This is a genomic window from Mycobacterium paraffinicum, from assembly GCF_025822865.1.
GTDB lineage: Bacteria > Actinomycetota > Actinomycetes > Mycobacteriales > Mycobacteriaceae > Mycobacterium > Mycobacterium paraffinicum.
In genome coordinates this window covers 404753-421798 of record NZ_JACKUR010000021.1, presented here as the reverse complement: position 1 = coordinate 421798, position 17046 = coordinate 404753, and the positions used below count along the sequence as shown (strand labels likewise).

Annotated in this window: 14 protein-coding genes; 5 read left to right on the top strand and 9 right to left on the bottom strand. The window is 65.5% G+C overall.

Going from position 1 to position 17046, the window contains the following annotated elements:
- Nucleotides 1-4: 4 nt before the first annotated feature.
- Nucleotides 5-1207, bottom strand: a complete 1203-nt coding sequence (locus H7J89_RS10625; RefSeq protein WP_264043224.1) for a cytochrome P450 — start codon at nt 1205-1207, stop codon at nt 5-7.
- Nucleotides 1208-1316: 109 nt separating this feature from the next.
- Between H7J89_RS10625 and H7J89_RS10620 the strand changes: the two genes are divergently transcribed.
- The 3 genes from H7J89_RS10620 (at nt 1317) to H7J89_RS10610 (ending at nt 4079) form a co-directional block, all read left to right on the top strand.
- Nucleotides 1317-1946 carry a cysteine hydrolase family protein gene (locus tag H7J89_RS10620; RefSeq protein WP_264043221.1) on the top strand — a complete coding sequence of 210 codons (630 nt, stop codon included), beginning with the start codon at nt 1317-1319 and terminating at the stop codon, nt 1944-1946.
- 73 nt (nt 1947-2019) lie between these two features.
- Nucleotides 2020-3324, top strand: a complete 1305-nt coding sequence (locus H7J89_RS10615) for a diaminopimelate decarboxylase family protein (protein WP_264043219.1) — start codon at nt 2020-2022, stop codon at nt 3322-3324.
- On the top strand, nt 3321-4079 hold the full coding sequence (locus H7J89_RS10610) for a rhomboid-like protein (RefSeq protein ID WP_264043217.1): 759 nt from the start codon (nt 3321-3323) through the stop codon (nt 4077-4079). Before H7J89_RS10615 ends, H7J89_RS10610 begins: the two co-directional genes overlap by 4 nt.
- Here the strand turns inward: H7J89_RS10610 and H7J89_RS10605 are convergent.
- Both H7J89_RS10605 and ligD read right to left on the bottom strand, forming a co-directional pair.
- Entirely contained in the window at nt 4076-6118 is a 2043-nt protein-coding gene (locus tag H7J89_RS10605; RefSeq protein WP_264043215.1) for a glycoside hydrolase family 172 protein, read from the bottom strand. The two genes, H7J89_RS10610 and H7J89_RS10605, sit on opposite strands and share 4 nt — an antisense overlap.
- Before the next feature lie 1541 nt (nt 6119-7659).
- Entirely contained in the window at nt 7660-8697 is a 1038-nt protein-coding gene (ligD, locus tag H7J89_RS10600; protein WP_264043213.1) for a non-homologous end-joining DNA ligase, read from the bottom strand.
- Between the two features lie 26 nt (nt 8698-8723).
- Between ligD and H7J89_RS10595 the strand changes: the two genes are divergently transcribed.
- On the top strand, nt 8724-9794 hold the full coding sequence (locus tag H7J89_RS10595) for an ATP-dependent DNA ligase (protein WP_264043211.1): 1071 nt from the start codon (nt 8724-8726) through the stop codon (nt 9792-9794).
- On the opposite strand, the gene H7J89_RS10590 is transcribed toward H7J89_RS10595, so the two are convergent.
- On the bottom strand, nt 9791-11326 hold the full coding sequence (locus H7J89_RS10590; RefSeq protein WP_264043209.1) for an HNH endonuclease signature motif containing protein: 1536 nt from the start codon (nt 11324-11326) through the stop codon (nt 9791-9793). The genes H7J89_RS10595 and H7J89_RS10590 overlap by 4 nt on opposite strands.
- Nucleotides 11327-11454: 128 nt before the next feature.
- Here H7J89_RS10590 and H7J89_RS10585 point away from each other — a divergent pair, with 128 nt between their 5' ends.
- Entirely contained in the window at nt 11455-11823 is a 369-nt protein-coding gene (locus H7J89_RS10585) for a hypothetical protein (RefSeq protein WP_264043207.1), read from the top strand.
- Nucleotides 11824-11835: 12 nt separating this feature from the next.
- Here H7J89_RS10585 and H7J89_RS10580 read toward each other — a convergent pair whose 3' ends face one another.
- From H7J89_RS10580 to H7J89_RS10560, 5 genes are all read right to left on the bottom strand, one after another.
- The gene (locus tag H7J89_RS10580) at nt 11836-12891 is read right to left on the bottom strand and encodes a hypothetical protein (RefSeq protein ID WP_264043205.1); all 1056 of its coding nucleotides are present in this window, start codon (nt 12889-12891) and stop codon (nt 11836-11838) included.
- Nucleotides 12892-13026: 135 nt separating this feature from the next.
- Nucleotides 13027-14253 carry a cytochrome P450 gene (locus H7J89_RS10575; RefSeq protein WP_264043204.1) on the bottom strand — a complete coding sequence of 409 codons (1227 nt, stop codon included), beginning with the start codon at nt 14251-14253 and terminating at the stop codon, nt 13027-13029.
- Between the two features lie 29 nt (nt 14254-14282).
- Nucleotides 14283-15188, bottom strand: coding sequence for a haloalkane dehalogenase (locus tag H7J89_RS10570; protein ID WP_264043202.1), 906 nt, complete (start codon nt 15186-15188; stop codon nt 14283-14285).
- A 1-nt stretch (nt 15189) separates the two neighbouring features.
- Nucleotides 15190-15675: an NUDIX hydrolase gene (locus tag H7J89_RS10565; RefSeq protein WP_264043200.1), complete on the bottom strand. Its 486-nt coding sequence runs from the start codon at nt 15673-15675 to the stop codon at nt 15190-15192.
- Between the two features lie 4 nt (nt 15676-15679).
- Nucleotides 15680-17035 carry a WS/DGAT/MGAT family O-acyltransferase gene (locus tag H7J89_RS10560; protein ID WP_264043199.1) on the bottom strand — a complete coding sequence of 452 codons (1356 nt, stop codon included), beginning with the start codon at nt 17033-17035 and terminating at the stop codon, nt 15680-15682.
- Between the last annotated feature and the right edge of the window lie 11 nt (nt 17036-17046).

Below are 17046 nucleotides of genomic sequence, written 5' to 3'. Positions count from 1 at the left end.
CGTTTCAGGGCAACACGACTCGCAACCGCTCCCAGCCGCGGACGGTCGATGTCGAGGCCAGTTGGGCCGTGTCGTAGTCGATGCCCCATTCGGGCCAGCGGTTGAGAATCTCGTCCAGCGCGACCCGGCCCTCGAGGCGGGCCAGGTTGGCGCCGAGGCAGTAGTGCACACCCTTGCCGAACGTGATGTGCGAGATGTTGTCCCGGCGGATGTTGTAGGTGTCGGGATCGGTGTAGCGGCGGTGGTCGCGGTTGGCGGCGCCGAACAGCAGCAGCATGGCGCTGCCAGCCGGAACCGTCGTGCCGTAACACTCGAAATCCCTTGCCATCCAACGGGCGACGTGCGGCCCCGTCGGTTCGAATCGCAGCGTCTCGTCGACGGTACGGGTCAACAGTGACCGATCCTCAAAGACGGCGCGCCGCTGGTCGGGATGCTCGGCGAGCACCTTGGCCAGCCAGCCGATCAGCCGGCCGGTCGTCTCGTTGCCCGCCCCGGCGACCACCTGGGTGTAGTGCAGCACTTCCTTGCGGGTCAGCTTCCGGTGCACCCCGTGCTCGTCGTCGAACTCGACGTTGAGCAGCGTCGTCATCAGGTCGTCGGAGGGATTCTTGGACCGCCATTCCACGTAGTCGGCGTAGATCCGGCCGTCGGCGATGGAGTCGGCGTCGGCGACCTTCAACGGTGCGCCCGGCTTGGTGCGCAGGTTGGCATCGTTGGCGTCACGGACCGAGACTTGTTCGGATTCAGGGATTCCCAGCAGCATCCCGATCACCCGCATCGGCATCATCGAGGCCAGCTCGGCGATGATGTCGAAGCTCCCGGAGCCGACGAGCGGGTTCAGGCACCGCACGCAGTACCGCCGGATCTGGTCCTCGAGCTCTGCCATCCGGCGCGGCGTGAACACGCGCGACATCAGGCCGCGCAGCCTGGTGTGCTCGGGCGGATCCTGGAACATCATCACGCCGCCGGGCATGTCGAATTTCGACTTGATGAGCTCGAGGATGTCGCTGCGCTTGTTGGAGAACGTCTCCCAGTTGGCCAGCGCCCGCTCGACGTCGGAATGCCGGGACAGCGCCCAGAAGTCATAGCGCTCGTTGTAGTAGATCGGTGCCTCTTCGCGCAGCCGCGCGTAGGTCGGATACGGGTCGGCGTTGATGCCGACGTCGTAGGGGTCGTAGTAGACGTCCGTGTCGCTGGCGACGGTCATCGATGCTTCACCTCCTCGCTGTTTGGGCGATCGCCCAAATTCGTGGCGCACCCATGTCTAGCAGCAGGTAGACCGGGCAGTCAAGACGCCGGCGAGGGATGATGTCGGCGTGACATTTGGCAAGGACACCACCGGGCTGGTGGTGATCGATCCGTACAGCGACTTCATCGCCCCCGGCGGCAAGGTGTGGGAACGCCTGAAGGGCGTCATCGAGAGCAACGACTGCGTCACGCACATGAGGCAGGTGCTCGACGCCGCGCGGGCCGCGAATATCCGGGTGTTCTACGCGCTGCATCGCCGATACCGCCCCGGCGATTACGAGACGTGGAAATACATCGCCCCCGTTCAGAAGGCGGCGTGGTCGCGCAAGACCTTCGAATTCGGCACCTGGGGCGGTGAGCTTCGTGACGGGTTCGAACCGCAGCCCGGCGACGTCGTCGCCCATGAGCACTGGTGCTCAAGTGGTTTCGCCAACACCGACTTGGACCTGCAGCTCAAACGGCACGGCATTCATCGGCTCATCGTCATGGGGCTGATCGCCCACACCTGCCTCGAGGCCACGGTGCGGTACGGCGCGGAGCTTGGTTACGAGGTCACCGTGGTGCGCGACGCAACGGCGGACTATTCGGACGTGGAGATGCGCGCCGCGCTCGAGGTGAACATCCCGAATTACGCGACCGCGATCCTGCCGGTGGACGAGGTGATCGCCTCGATCGCGGCCGGTGTTCCGGATCTGTGAAGATTTACCGCCCGGGTGTGAAGGCTTCGTTAAGAAGGCGGCACGCCCGCGGCCGGACCGGCACCGTGGAGGTATGACGCTCTTCGAGCTGCTTCCGTCGGTGAGGCACGGGTTGAACCCGCACCTCGATCGCGCGGTCTGGCCGCTCAGCGCGTACGTCGACGACCTGGGCCGATTGTGCGTCGGGGACGTCGCCGCCGACGATATCGCCGCCGAGTACGGCACCCCCATCCAGGTGGTGGACGAGGAGGATTTTCGCGCCCGCATCCGCTGCTATCGCGCGACGCTTCCCGATGCCGAGCTGATCTACGGCGGCAAGGCGTTGTTGAGCGTGGACGTGGCCCGCTGGGCCGCGGACGAAGGGGCCGGCGTGAAGGTCTGCTCGGCCGCCGAGTTGGCCACCGCGCTGGCTGCCGACGTCCCACCCCAGCGGATCGTCCTGGCCGGCGCGAAGACCGCGACTGAGCTCGGTGACCCGATCGCGGCCGGGGTCGGGCGGATCGTGATCGACTCACCCAGCGAGATCTCGCTGCTCGCCTGCCGGGTGGGTCATCGTCAGCGCGTCCTGGTGCGGGTCATTCCCGACGTCGGGACGCCCGACCAAAAATTCGGCTTCGCCCTGTCGGGGGGCCAGGCGGCACTCAGGCGTGTCGTGGACCAGCCGTCGCTCGACTTGGTCGGGCTGCACTGCCAACTCGGGGCGCAACTCACCGACGCCTCGCTCTACGGTGCGGCTATCCGGCAGATGATCGGCGTGATGGCCGAGGTCCGCGAGCACCATCAGGTCGTGCTCACTGAACTCAATCTCGGCGGCGGTCACGCGATCCCACATCGTTCGGGCGAGCCGGAACTCAACCTGCGGTCACTCGGGGCCACCGTCGATGCCGCGTTGGAATCCGCTTGCGCGGAGCACGGATTCCCGCGGCCGAAGATCGTGATCGAGCCAGGCCGGGCGATCGCCGCACGCGCCGGGGTGACCCTGTGCCGGATCACCGCTGTGAAACGGCAGCCGGGCGGGCACACCTTCGTCGCGGTGGACGGCGGCCCGGCCGGCAACCGGCGGGGTTTGGGCGCGAAATACACGGTGGCACTGGCCAACCGCCACCGCCCGACCGCCAGCGCACCCGTCACCGTCGTGGGCCGGAATGGACACGGTGACGAGATCGCCCGCGACGTCGAGCTGCCCGCGGACATCCATCCCGGCGATCTGCTAGCGGTGGCCTGCACCGGCGCCTATCAGCACTCGACGGTATCGAGCCTCAGCCTGGTGGGTCGGCCGCCGCTGGTCGCGGTCTCCGGCGGCCGCTCTCGAGAACTGGTGCGCCGGGAGACCGTGGCCGACCTGCTGGCCCGCGACCGCGGTTGGAACGGCCAATGACGTCTTCCAGCACGAACGTTCGCGCACGCGCCGACCGCTTCCGTGTCACTGTGGCGTACGCCGTCCTATTGCTCGCGGTCTCCGTCACCCTGACCGCCATGGGTGCGCGCACCCGCGCCTCGGTCGTCAGCGAAATGAGCACCAACCTGCACAACCTGGCACACGGCCACCTGGCCGCCCTGGTCGGTAGCGCATTCGTCAACGACGGGGGCGACGTCTACCTCTGGTTGCCCGGGCTGGTGTGCCTGCTGGCGCTGGGCGAACTCATCTGGCGCGGTAGGGGTTTGCTGATCACCTTTGCCGTCGGGCACATCGGCGCCACCTTGATCCTCGCGGTGGGGCTGGTTGGCGCGGTGGAGACGGGATGGTTGCCGTTCTCGGTCGCGCGGGCCACCGATGTCGGGATCAGCTACGGCGCGGTGTGCGTGCTGGGTGCCCTGACCGCATCGATACCGTTGCGCTGGCGTCCAGCCTGGATTGGTTGGTGGCTTGGCATCGGGTTGGTGGCCACCTCTGGCGCGGACTTCACCGCGTTCGGTCACGTTCTCGCGCTGCTGCTTGGCATGGGCTTGTCGTTCCGGTTGCCGTCGATGGCGCGCTGGACGCCCGTTCACGCGGCCTTGCTCACCGTCGGCGCCGCGTTCGGGTTCTTCGTGCTGTCGGGATGCTCGTCGTTGATGGCTCCCGTCGGCGGGTTGACGGGTGTCGTGATGGCCCTGCTCGCCAATCGGGTGGTGCGGTCGGCCGCCGTCTAATCGGTTGAACCGGTCAGCGTCTCGATCTCATAGCGGCTGGCCGTCCACGGCGGGGAGTCGGGTGTGGGCGTGAGGGTGATCGTCAGCTGCGCTTTGCCCGCGGTTACCGATTGCGGCAAGAGGTAGGTGTCGTCGAGCCAGCGATGAAAGCTGTTGCTGCGGGGCTGCAGCCAATTCCCGACGGGGACGCCGTCGATCGCGACGTCTGCCGACTGGAAGCCGTCCGCCTGATCCGACGTGCGGCGCAGCAGGATGCCGCGGTTGTCCGGGTCGGTCTCGAGGTGGAACGTGACCGCGGCGTTGGTGGCGCGGACCGACCCGATCACCGGATGGGTGTCGTCGGCGCCTTCATATTCGCTGACCAGCAGCTGATCGGCGCCGTCAGTGTCGGCGTAGCCGTGCAGGAGTCGACTGACCGGGTCGCCCGGGCGAATGTTGTCGCCAGGCGTAAGAGTGTCGTTCGGCTGCGTGTAGAGGAAAGCTGTTGAGCTGTAGTCGGGTTGAACCATGTTCCGTTTACCGTGCTCGATGCCGAAGCGGATCGCGGAGTGGTAATCGATGGCGTCGGCGAGCATGAGCCGATAGACGGCGACACAGTAGTCGGCGCAGCCGGCGGTGGCCGTGCGCCGGTCCGGTTGTCCGGTGAGCGGGTCGCTGAAGCGGGTGCCGTCCTTGAAGTACCAGCCACCCTCGTAGAGGTCCTCGGTACCGGTGCCATACCACTGCGGCGACCCGGCGCCGTCCGTGTAAACGCGTTCGGCCCCTTCGAGAAAGTAAGGGGCGGCGTCACTGAACGCGGTCCTGATTCGAGAACCGCGGATGGTGTGGCTGACCCCGACGAATTTCCCGTGGCCCTGTTCGTCGGCGAACAACCAGTCCTGGCCGGGGACCGTCGGCCCGGCATGCGAGCGAGCGGTGAAGTAGCCGGCGCGACCGCTGGCCAGTGCGGGCGCCCATTGGGCATCGGGGGCGGTGGTCACGTCGCTGTCGATTCCGGCTACCGGGTCGTCGGTGGTGTTCACAAGCGTGATGCGGGCCGCGTGGGCGAAAGGCATGGGCCACCATGCGGACAGCGACAGCGGTCCCCCGGGCTGCTGGACCATGGCGAACATCAGGGACCGCACGGTATTGGCACCCAGCCCGGCGCCGAAGAACTCCCCGAGCGGGGAGTCGACCATGGTGCGGCCGTCGAAGTCCATTTGCAGCCGCAAGCCGCTCAGCAGTTGGTCCGCCGGTTCGGGCAGTTGCAGCCATAACGCCGAGATAGTGCCCGGGCCGGTCGATTCCGCGATGGTCGTCGCGGCCCGGGCCGGGACCTCGACAACCCTGTTGTCGTGAACCGCCGCAGCAGCAGACGGTTTGGGGTCGACGGTGCCCGCGGCGCGCAGCGTGGCGAGCACGTCGAGCGCGGGGTCGGAGGGCGAGAAAGTGGACACGCGCACGGCGCTCGAGAATTGACGATAGTCGACGTGGTAGTACTCGAGATTCGATGCGACGCTGATCCGCATCGACTGGCGATAGGGCATCGGCACCTTGATGTACACACCGCCCGGCGACTGCGCCGCATTCGCAACGAGCGGCCATTCGAACGGCGCACCCAACGCACCGTCGACCACCGATTGCAGTGGAGCATCGAGCACCGTACGTCCGTCCAGTTCGACGCGGATGTTCCCGATCCGGGTCACCTTGCCGCCATCGCGGGTGAGCCAGATCGAATCCACCTCGCCGGCACCGCGGTCTTCCGCGATGACGCAGCCGGCACCGCCGGAGGCCAGACATCCTCCGGTGCCGTTGCGGTTACCGGTCGAGAGGTCGAAATCACCGCCGCTGCGGTCGAAACTGGAAAGCTGCAGGGCCTGCGTGTCAGTACGCAGATACGGCAAACGGTCCAGGCGCCGATAGGTGTCCCAGCCGACCAGCCGGTCGCCGGCGTCGTCGCCGATCGGCGCCGCGAGCGCCGTGCCCGCAGCGGCAATACCGGCCGGGACCGAGAGCACAAAAGCTAACGTTGCGCACCACGCACGAATAGCCACCGGCATAGCGAAGAAGCTTACTTTTCCCGGTCGGGTTGACCGGATTTGGAATCTAACGACGGTCTGGCCACAGGGCGCGAATGATCCTTCTGCGTGAAATGCATTCATGATGCGGGTAGTTCGGGGAAGAGCGGACCGAAATTGGCACGAGCGGATACGCCGGCGCGGTCGGTGTGGTCGTGCGGGTAGCCTACCGAGTTCACCGGCAGGGCTGCAATGGGCACGCCAGATGCCGGGATCGCCGACAATCGTCAGCACTGCCGCTACCCAGAGCCCGTATCTCGGTTCCCCCGAACACGTTTCGCATCGCCCTGCATTGTTGGAAATGTAGGTCGGATCGTGCGCTCCTGCCTATATTATCCCCCTACCCGCCCATCCGGAAGATTTCGGAAAATGAATGCAAATCAGGCTCTCGGTCGCCATCAAGGACGCATCCGCCGGCCATGCTGCCGGTGACTATGCCGCGCTTTCAATCAGTTGAAGTAGACCGCCGCAAATTTAGTGAATCCCATAGCATTCCGCATTGCACTCACGTAATATAACTCCCCTCGGGCGTACATCTCTCCTCTAACGGATGGAGTGGTTCATGTCTCGTATGAAGTACAAGGTTGTCCTCGGGCTGATTCTGGCCGCCACCGCGTTAACATCCTCGGGTTGCACGGTGCCGCTCGTCATCGACTGCAGCACTTCAGTCACTGGAGTCACCTGCACGCCGTAGGGTCGTTCGGCCTTCGAGGGGTTGCGCTGCTGGCACGCATTCCTTGGTACGACCCGCTTTGGGGTCTATCGAGTGCTTGGCGTGTCAGTTAGCGCACCGACTCTCGTCGTCCTGCTCAAGATGAGACTGCCTGCAAGTCAAGCAGTTATCTGAGCAGCGAGCCGCGCGCGTCGCTTGGTGCGCGCGCAGGCGACGAAAGCGATTCGCGCGATCCAGGCGTCCGCAGTGTGCTTTTGGCGCGCATCCGCACAGTCGCGTCGAAATCCGTTGCCGCCGAACGTCCGTTCGGGGGCCGCTGCCGTCTGTGGCCGCTCCACTAAACAAGTGCGGACATCACCGCGGATCTCCTTAGTCGCTGCGGCACAGGGAAATCCGGTGCGGGAATCTTGCGTGGTCGTTTCGCCGATAGGCGTTAGCGGACCAGATCGTCGCAATTCCGTTTAATCCCATAGCATTACGGATTGTACTCACGTAATATAACTCGTCCCGGGCGTAACATTTCTCCTCAGATGGATGGAGTGGTTCATGTCTCGTATGAAGTACAAGGTTGTCCTCGGCTTGGTCCTGGCCGTCACTGCATTGACAAGCTCCGGATGCACATTGCCTACCTTCTCGTGTAGCGGCGGAGCGACCGGAATCACCTGCTCGCCATAGGCGGTCTTATCGCCGTCGGGGTTGCGCTACTGGCACGCTCTACTTTGCAGGCTTGCCTTCGGCCGTGGGGCGTGCCAGTCAGCGCACCGACGTCACTGTGACAAATCGCCGCACGCCCTGTGCCACAACGAAATCGCAGCTGTGCAGTCCGCGGCGCCCACGGGACGAACCTCTGTTACTTCGCCTTGCCGTTCTTCTTCAAGTCCGTATCCCGGCTGGGCTGAACACGTTTCGGTTCTCCGGGCATTTTCGGGTAGTTCGGCGGATACGGCATATCGCCGAGGCCGCGCTCTTCGTCGGCGTCGGCGATCTCCAGTAGGGGCGCGATCGACTGCGCCGCGTCGTTCATTGCGGCCCAGGGGTCTTGGCGGCGCTTCACCAGATCGGGAACGGTTGCGATGGTGTAGTCGTCCGGTTCCGCGCCGGCCAGTTGGTCCCATGTCAGCGGCGTCGACACCGTCGCGATCGGGGTGGGGCGTACCGAGTACGCCGATGCCATGGTGCGGTCCCGGGCGTTCTGATTGAAGTCGATGAAGATGCGCTCGCCGCGTTGCTCCTTCCACCACGCGGTGGTGACGGCCTCGGGCGCGCGCCGCTCTACTTCACGGGCCAGCGCGATGCCGGCCCGGCGTACCTCGATGAAATCCCAGTCGGTGGCGATGCGAAGGAAGACGTGGATTCCGCGCCCGCCGGATGTCTTGGGATATCCCACCAGACCGAGCTCGTCGAGCAACGGTCGCAGCACGTCGACCGCAACCTCGCGGGCCTGCTCGAAGGCGACGCCGGGCTGCGGATCCAGGTCGATGCGCAACTCGTCGGGATGATCGGTGTCCGGGCAGCGCACCTGCCACGGGTGCAAGGTGATGGTGCCCATCTGCGCCGCCCACACGATGGCGGAGGGGTGCGTCACCTTCAGCGCGTCGGCGGTGCGTCCGGAGGGAAACGTCACCCGGCACGTCTGCAGATAGTCGGGGTGGTGCTGCGGGACCCGCTTCTGGTAAATCTCCTCACCGTCGATGCCATCCGGAAAGCGTTGAAGATGGGTGGGCCGGTCACGGAGCGCGTCGAGCATCGGACCACCAGCCACGGCGAGGTAGTACTCGACGAGCCGCCGCTTCGTGCCTTTCGAACCCAACTTGGGGAAATAGACCTTGTCCGGACTGGTCAAGCGAACCGCAATACCGTCGACGTCGAGCTCTTCTGCAGCGGCCATACCAAAGATTCCAGCACAATCGGCCTATGGACTTACCCGTCATGCCCCCGGTGTCGCCGATGCTTGCGAAATCGGTGCGGTCGATCCCGCCCGATGCGTCATACGAACCGAAATGGGACGGATTCAGGTCCATCTGCTTCCGTGACCGCGACGAAGTGGAGCTGGGCAGCCGCAACGAACGGCCCATGACGCGCTATTTCCCCGAGTTGGTGGCCGCGGTCCGCGCGGAGCTGCCCGAGCGTTGCGTGATCGACGGGGAGATCGTCATCGCAACCGACCACGGCTTGGACTTCGAGGCGCTACAACAGCGCATCCACCCGGCAGATTCGCGGGTGCGGATGCTGGCCGAGGCGACACCGGCGTCCTTCATCGCATTCGACTTGCTCGCCCTGGGCGACGAAGACTACCTGCGGCGACCATTCAGCGAGCGGCGCGCCGCCCTCGTCGATGCCCTGGCGGACTCCGGGCCGTCTATCCATGTCACGCCGGCCACCACCGACATCGATATTGCGTGGCGCTGGTTCGACGAGTTCGAGGGAGCCGGCCTCGACGGTGTCATCGCCAAGCCGCTGACCGTCACCTACCAGCCCGACAAACGCGTCATGTTCAAGATCAAGCACGAGCGGACCGCCGACTGCGTGGTCGCCGGCTATCGCGTGCACAAGTCCGGCGGCGACGCCATAGGCTCGCTGCTGCTCGGGCTCTATCAGGACGACGGCCAGCTGGCGTCCGTCGGAGTGATCGGCGCCTTTCCCATGGCCGAGCGGAGACGCCTGTTCGCCGAGCTGCAGCCGCTCGTCACCGATTTCGAGGACCACCCATGGAACTGGGCCGCCCACGAGGCAGGCGAACGAACGCCGCGCAAGAACGAATTCTCGCGCTGGAACGCCGGAAAGGATCTTTCGTTCGTGCCGCTGCGTCCGGAGCGCGTCGTCGAGGTCCGCTACGACCACATGGAAGGCCGGCGCTTTCGTCACACCGCGCAGTTCAATCGGTGGCGCCCCGACCGCGAGCCCCTCTCGTGCACATACGAACAACTCGAACAGCCGGTGACTTTCAGCCTCGGTGACATCGTGCCCGGCCTGGGATCGGGCTAGAAGGGTGGCGGCTGATTGCGTTCGGCGATGTGCGCGGCATTTAGTGCGCGTTCGGCGTTGATGCGGCGGGCCCGGTCTTGCTGTCGGGTCCGGCGGCGTTTGGGCATCATGACTCCGCGATCGCCGGGAGATCGATATTGCGTTGAGGCGACTCGTAATTCGCACGTCGGCACGCACAGCGCGGGAAACAACAGCCGGCTGCCCGGACGGGTGGTGTAGGTCTGCCCGGTCGGCGACGTCCACACCACGGTACCGTCCGGCCGTTGCTCGTCACGCCAACCCGTCCAGAAAGTTTTCAAAAGATGGTGTTTTCTGCATAGGCATTTGAGGTTGGACGCGTGGGTTGGGCCGAGCGGGTAGGGCACCGTGTGGTCGATGTCGGCAAACTCGGCGGGTCGATCGCAACCGGGGAACCGGCACGTGATGTCGCGGCACCGGATAAACCGCTCCAGTTCGGCCGAGGGGCGATACCCCGGCTCAGGCTTCGCGTCGGCGGGATGGCGCACCGGCCGGACCTTGGCGCCGCCGCGGATCAGCTCGGCGACGAGCGCCGGCGATATCACGCTGCCGCCGGTGATCAGCGCGGGCGGCCGGGGTTGCGGCACATCGGGCTCGGGATCGGGCGCCAGCGCCTCGGCGAGTGTGGTCTGGTCTGTGATGGGCCTGCGCGCTGGCCGGCCCACCATGTGCGGGTCCGGCTCGGCATCCAGCGCCGAAGCGTCGGCAACCACGTGGATCACCAAGCTGGCCGCCCGCTCGTCCTTAGCGCCGCCGGCCAGACAGGCCGGGTCACCGCAGCCACACGCCAGCCGGTCCGCGCCGGCCGCCAGCGCACCCAACGCGTCGGCGCGGCGCTGGGCGACGGTGCGCGGGTCGTCGTCGCACACACCGTGGGCCATCTGCAGCAGGCGCCGTTCCAGCACGGCCGCATCATGCGCATAGAGCCGACCCCAGATAGCCGCGGTGCCCGACTTGTCGTCGGATTGATCGATGACGACGTCGCGGCTGCGGGCCGCGGTGCGAGTGCGGCGCAAGGCGCCCGGATCGTATTGCTCCACCACCGCGTCGATTGCTTGCGCGGTCTTGCTTGCGGACATCGGCCCGAACCGCGCCGCGTCGTCGGCCAACGTCTTATCGATCAATTCCAATGTCTCGCGGTCTTTTACGAGGTCGGTGTGCCAAACGATGGCCGCCGCCAGCCGGGCGCTGATCGTGCCCTCGGCGAAGAGCGTCCCCACCCGCGGAAGCCGGTTGCGCAGTGCCGCGGCCAGATACATCTGGCCCGAGGCCATCGCGTGGCTGATGTTCTGTGCGGCAGCGACTTCGGCCGCCATGGCATCCCAGTTGTCGCATGACCAGTGAGCGGAAATCGTCGGACCGTCGGCGTGGCGGTGCACGAGCTCCGCGACCGCCGCCAGCTTGCGCGCCGCCGCCTTCGCCTCAATCCGCGCGCACTCCGCGACCGCGGCCGCCACTTCCGCGTCATCGGCGCGCGCCAGCGCCTCAACGGTCGGCAAGACATCATCGAACATAGTTTCGAATATATCGACTGCGCCTCAGCGCGAACACCGCCCAAATCCCAGGCTGTGGATGAACTTCCAACTGTGGATAACTCCAAAGAAAACGTTTAATCTCCGCCGCGGCGGGCACGTGAACTTACATGTCTGTGACAGCGTTTCAGGATCTGCCGTTGGCTGATCGCGACCGCAAATGGGACGGTGACGCGGCCGAAAAGCGGGTCCGCAACTGGGCCGGGGCCAAGGACGCGCCCAACCAGAAGTACCGCGACGCCCACGTCTGGTACGACAACGCCAAGAAGGACAACTTTACGGCGTACAAACTGTTGATCGCCGATGTCGTCGGCGGCGACCTCAAGGCCATTCCCCGCGGGGTGATGGCGGCCGGCGCGATCATGGGCGGCGCCCGCGGCGGCATCGACCTGCCGAAGACTGACGTCGACCGGGTCAAGAGCCACCTGGCCAAGTACTACAAGAAGATGGGCGAGAGCCCACCGTGGGAGCGCGGGTGACCCAGACGGCGATCATAGGAATGGCAGCAACCGATCGGTCGCACCTGGCTTCGTCACATCGGCCAGCCCAGACTTGAATCCGTCCAGCCCACCCTTTGCCCTCGCTTCGGCGATCCGCCGCTGGGCATCGTCGGGAAGGTGCTCCATTCGGTCAGGCTTGTCCCACAGCTCGATAGTCTGCACCACCCAATATATGGCGAACTCGATGATCAGCAGCGCCTCGACCAGCAAGACCCACAACTCCCAGCCGCGGTGCACGAGATGCGCTGTGACGATTGCGATTAACGTCACCAGCATCACCACGGCCATTGCCCGGTAGAACTGTCGATACGCGCGGGGATGAGATGATTTGGACTCATCCTCTCGCTTGACGAGGTATCCGGTGCAAAACACGGTGGCGATGAATGTCGAGAGGAGCAGGAACCCGGCTGCGCCGTGTGCCTGCGCCAAGAAGAACTTGTGATCGAAGATGAAGGTAAGCAGGCCGACCGCCATGATCAGCCAGAACAAACCCAGCGCCAGTATGCCGCCCGGGCTTCTTGTCTGCTCGGTGCGGTTGTGCGGGGATTGCCACAAAACAATGCCCCAACCCAAAAGCAGTCCGATGACCACCGCCCAGACGTTGGGCCGAGTGACTGCGTCGACGTTGTATTCGGGCGGCAAATCAGCTCGTCCGCACAGTGACGAGGGCCGACCCTGCGGCACGATCGCGGCTATCAATGCAGAGACCCCGGCCAAACTCAACAGAGCATCTTCGGTGTCGCTGCTGCCCTTGTACATGATGAATAGAGCGCCGAGCGCCAGAAGCGCGGCGATGACGATGCTGTGGGCGGAGGTGTAATAGTAAGCACTGATGGCCAATTGCCAGCACGTTGCCGAAAGCCTTTCGATGAGCACGGCCGCGGCGAGCATCACCATGATGACCACCATGCCGACGCGTAAATCACGGTAGACGGCGAGCGTGATCGGAACCAGGCGACGACCGGGAGTGGCCGGCCCGTTTGATTTCTTCGCGCTCCCGGTTCCGGGATCGGGAGTGCCGTCGCCCTTTTCGTTCTCTTCGGTCATGTCCGGTACCTACTTATGACTGCGTCGTGATACGGCTGACCAATGGATTTTAGGACTATTGCTGTACCGCCGTGCGATAATCAGCTTTTGGTCTAGGCGCCGCGGCGATCACCTGCCCGAAGCCCGACGCGCCGGTCAGACCGCGATCATGAGCTGCGACAAACCACGCAACGTGACGTTGGCCTTGTATTGCGGCTCACCGTCCAGCCGCGCGTCCGGAAAGCGTGCGGTCACCGCCGCCAGCGCCACGTCGGCTTCCAGCCGGGCCAGCGGGGCGCCCAGGCAGTAGTGGGCTCCCCTGCCAAATCCCAGGTGCCGCAACACCTTCCGGTCCGGGTCGAAGAGATCGGGCCGGTCGAATTCCGCAGGGTCACGGTGGGCCGCGGCCAGCAACAACATCATGATATCGCCCGCAGGCACCTCGACTCGACCAATCATTATGTCGGCGAGAGCAATTCGCCCGACCAGTTGCACAGGCGGGTCGTAACGCAGGGTCTCTTCCACAATCGCCGGTGCTCGACCGGAGTCGGCACCCAAGGCGGTCCACTGCCCGGGATTGCGCAGCATCGCCAAGATGGCGTTCCCGATCAGGTTCACCGTGGTCTCATGTCCGGCGATCAAGAGGAGATTGCAGGTGGAGACGATCTCCTCCTCGGTCAGTTGATCTCCGGACTCCTCCACCGCGATCAGCCCCGACAGCAGGTCGTCACCGGGTTTCGAACGGCGGCGGTCGATCAGACCGTGGAAGTACGCCCGCAGCCACGTCGCGGCCTCTTGGCGTTGATTCGCAACTTCCGGCGGCACGCCGGTGATCGTCGAGAACGGGTCCAGCGCCTGAGCGAGCAACGCCGACGCGTGGCTGAATTGGGGCTCGTCATCCAGGGGGACGCCGAGTAGCCGGCAGATCACCGCGACCGGCAGCGGATAGGCGAAATCTTCGACGACGTTGAAGTGGCCCTTCTCGGCGACCCGATCGAGCATTCCGTCGACCAGCGAGCGAATATCGGGTTTCAGCGCGTTCACCACCTTGGGCGCAAATGCCTTGCTGACCAGCTTGCGCAACCGGGTGTGATCGGGTGGGTCGAGAAAGAGGAAGCCCGGTGGGCCCTGCCTGCGCGGCGCCGTGCCGGCCTCGGCCTGCCGCTTGGCGACCGTCGAGTTGACGTTGTCGCTGCTCGACAATGGTTGCCGCAATACCTCGTCGCACTCTCGGTAGCTCGAGAAGACGGTCAGGTTGGCGCCGGGTAGCTGCAGCGCCCCGCCGTCGCGAAACTGCGCACAGAGTCGGTACGGGTCGGGCCGGTTGGCCGGGTCCAGCAGTTGCAGCAGCAACCCCTGGGAATCGGTCGGCGCGGTCGTCATGCGGCCATTCTGCCCGGAGCGGCGCAGTTTCAGCGACGGAGGAACTCGACGATGTGGCCCGCGAGCTCCTCGCCCGCGTCCTCCTGCAGGAAGTGTCCGGCGCCGCGGATCACGGGATGATCGACTCCCTGCGCGCCGCGCATCTCGCGTTGGAAGATCGCGCCCATCGGGCCGGTGATCGGGTCGCTGTCGCTGAAGGCAACCAGCATGGGGGTGGGGCTCGCGGAGAGTTTCGCCCACGCCGCTTTGTTGGCCGCCGCCGCGGGGTCGTCCGGCGAGGTCGGCACCAAGCCCGGCATGGCGCGCGGGCCCGCGCAGTACTCGTCGCTGGGGAACGGCGCGTCATAGCTTGCTCGCACGTCGTCGCTCATCGGCTGGCGACAGCCGCCCTGCACGAACGCGCCGACATGTAGCTCCGGCGCGGTGGTGATCGCCTCGCGGAAGCGCCACCAGACGTCGGGCATCGGCAGCTCCCCCGTCGGCAGGCCGGTGTTGGCCACGACCAGCTGGGCGAATCGATCGGGGTGTTCGGCGGCGAGGCGCAAACCGATCAGCCCGCCCCAGTCCTGGCCGACCAGGGTCACGTTTCGAAGATCGAGGACGTCGAAGGCCACCGCGCGCATCCACTCGACGTGGCGCGCGTAGCTGTGATCCTCGCGGCGGGTCGGCTTGTCCGAGCGACCGAACCCGACCAGGTCGGGGCAGATGACCCGGTGTCCGGCGCCGACAAGTACCGGAATCATCTTGCGGTACAGGAACGACCACGACGGTTCGCCGTGCAGCATGAGAATCGGGTCGGCTCGTTCGGGGCCGTCTTGCACCCACGCGACCCGCAGCGTGTCTCCTTCGCCGTCCGATATTTCGCAGTACCTGGGCGCATACGGAAAGTCGGGCACGCGGTCGAACGACTCGTCGGGTGTGCGTAACGTCTGCATGTCAGGCCCCTTCGTGTAACCCCGCCAGCTCAGGATGTGCCATCAACCGGTCCAGAAAGCCGAGCTGGCCCTTCAGCAGCTTGACTCGCGCCTGCGCCACCGAAAACCAGCTCACCCGATCGACTTCCGGAAACTCACGCAATTTGCCCGAACCCTTCGGCCATTCCAATTCGAAGGTGTTGCTGCGCGTGTCGGTCACGTCCAAGTCGCCGCAAACCGCGAAGGCGGTGACCAGCTTGCCGCCGGACTGCTTCAGTTGGCCGAGGTCCAGCCGGGTCCCGGCCGGCGCCGAAAGCCCGAGTTCTTCGAAGAACTCGCGTTGGGCGGCGGTCCACGGGTCTTCGCCCTCGGCGTACTCCCCTTTGGGAATCGACCAGGCCCCATTGTCTTTTCGCGCCCAGAACGGGCCTCCCGGGTGGGCGATCAGGACTTCGACGACGCCGTCGCGGGTCCGGTACAACAGCACACCGGCACTGAGTTTCGGCATCCGCTCAGGACCCGACCGACCGTTCCAGGTCCTTGAGCGAGGACTCCAGATGCGCGAGCAGGCGCTGTAGGTGCGGCACGCTGCGCCGGCATCCCACCAGACCGAAGTCCAGGTTTCCGGCGTTGTTGGCCAGCGTGATGTTCAGCGCCTGCCCGTCCAGCGCGATGGACAGCGGGTAGTTGCCGTCGAGCCGAGCGCCGCCGTAGTAGATCGGCTGGGTGGGCCCCGGCACGTTCGAGATGATGATGTTGAACGGCGGCGACGTCGACGCCACCCAGCCCGGAACCGCCGCCAACGCCAGTGCTGACGTATTGGCGGCGGACAGCGCCAGCGCCTGGAATCGAGGCAACTGCGAGAACACGTTCTTGTTGCTGCGCATCGATTCGCTGATGGTCTGCAATCGTTGTGCCGGGTCGTCGGTATCGGTGGCGAGGTTGCACAGGATGGCGCCGACGAGGTTGCCCCCGGCGTCGGCCTCGTCTTCGGTGCGCAGGCTGACGGGGACCATCGCGATCAGCGGCGTGTCCGGTAGCGCGTTCTGCTCGAGCAGGTAGTAGCGCAGGGCACCCGAGCACATCGCCAGGACGACATCGTTGACCGTCACGCCGGCGGCTTTCTTGACGCTCTTGATGCGGTCCAACGACCAGGACTGCGCGGCGCAGCGGCGCGCGCCGCCTATCTTGACGTTCAGCATGGTGCGCGGCGCCCCGAAAGGCAGCGTCAGCTGCTGCTCGAAGAGCGCCGCCCGGGCCAGCGAAAGCGTCGATGGGGCAAGCGCCGCAAGGGATCCCGCCGCATGCAGTGCCGACGTCAGCGGGCTTACCCGGTTGCTCTTGCGCTTGCTCTTGGGCAGGCTCCACGGCGCGCGGATCTCGGAATCATCGGGGTCGGTCGACAACGCGCGCTGCATCAGCTTCTGCGCGGAGACGCCGTCGATCAGTGCGTGGTGGATCTTCGTGTAGATGGCGAACCGGCCGTCCTTGAGGCCCTCGATGATGTGCGTCTCCCACAGTGGGCGATGACGATCGAGCAGGCTGCTGTGCCACCGTGAGGTCAGCTCGAGCAGTTCACGGATCCGACCGGGCGACGGCACGGCCGAGCGCCGGACGTGATAGTCGACGTCGACGTCTTTGTCGTAGGACCAGCCCAGGTTCGCGATTCCGCCGACGAACGCCGCCGGATGCTTGCGGAAAGTGGGCTGGAAATCATCCTGCGCGACCAAGCGGTCGTAGAGGTCACGAACGAAGCCGCGGCCGGCGCCCTTCGGCAGCTCGAACAACTGCAGACCGCCGACATGCATAGGGTGTTCCCGCGACTCCCCCAGCAGAAATATCGCGTCGGTGGGCATCATCAGTTCCATGCACCAATTAG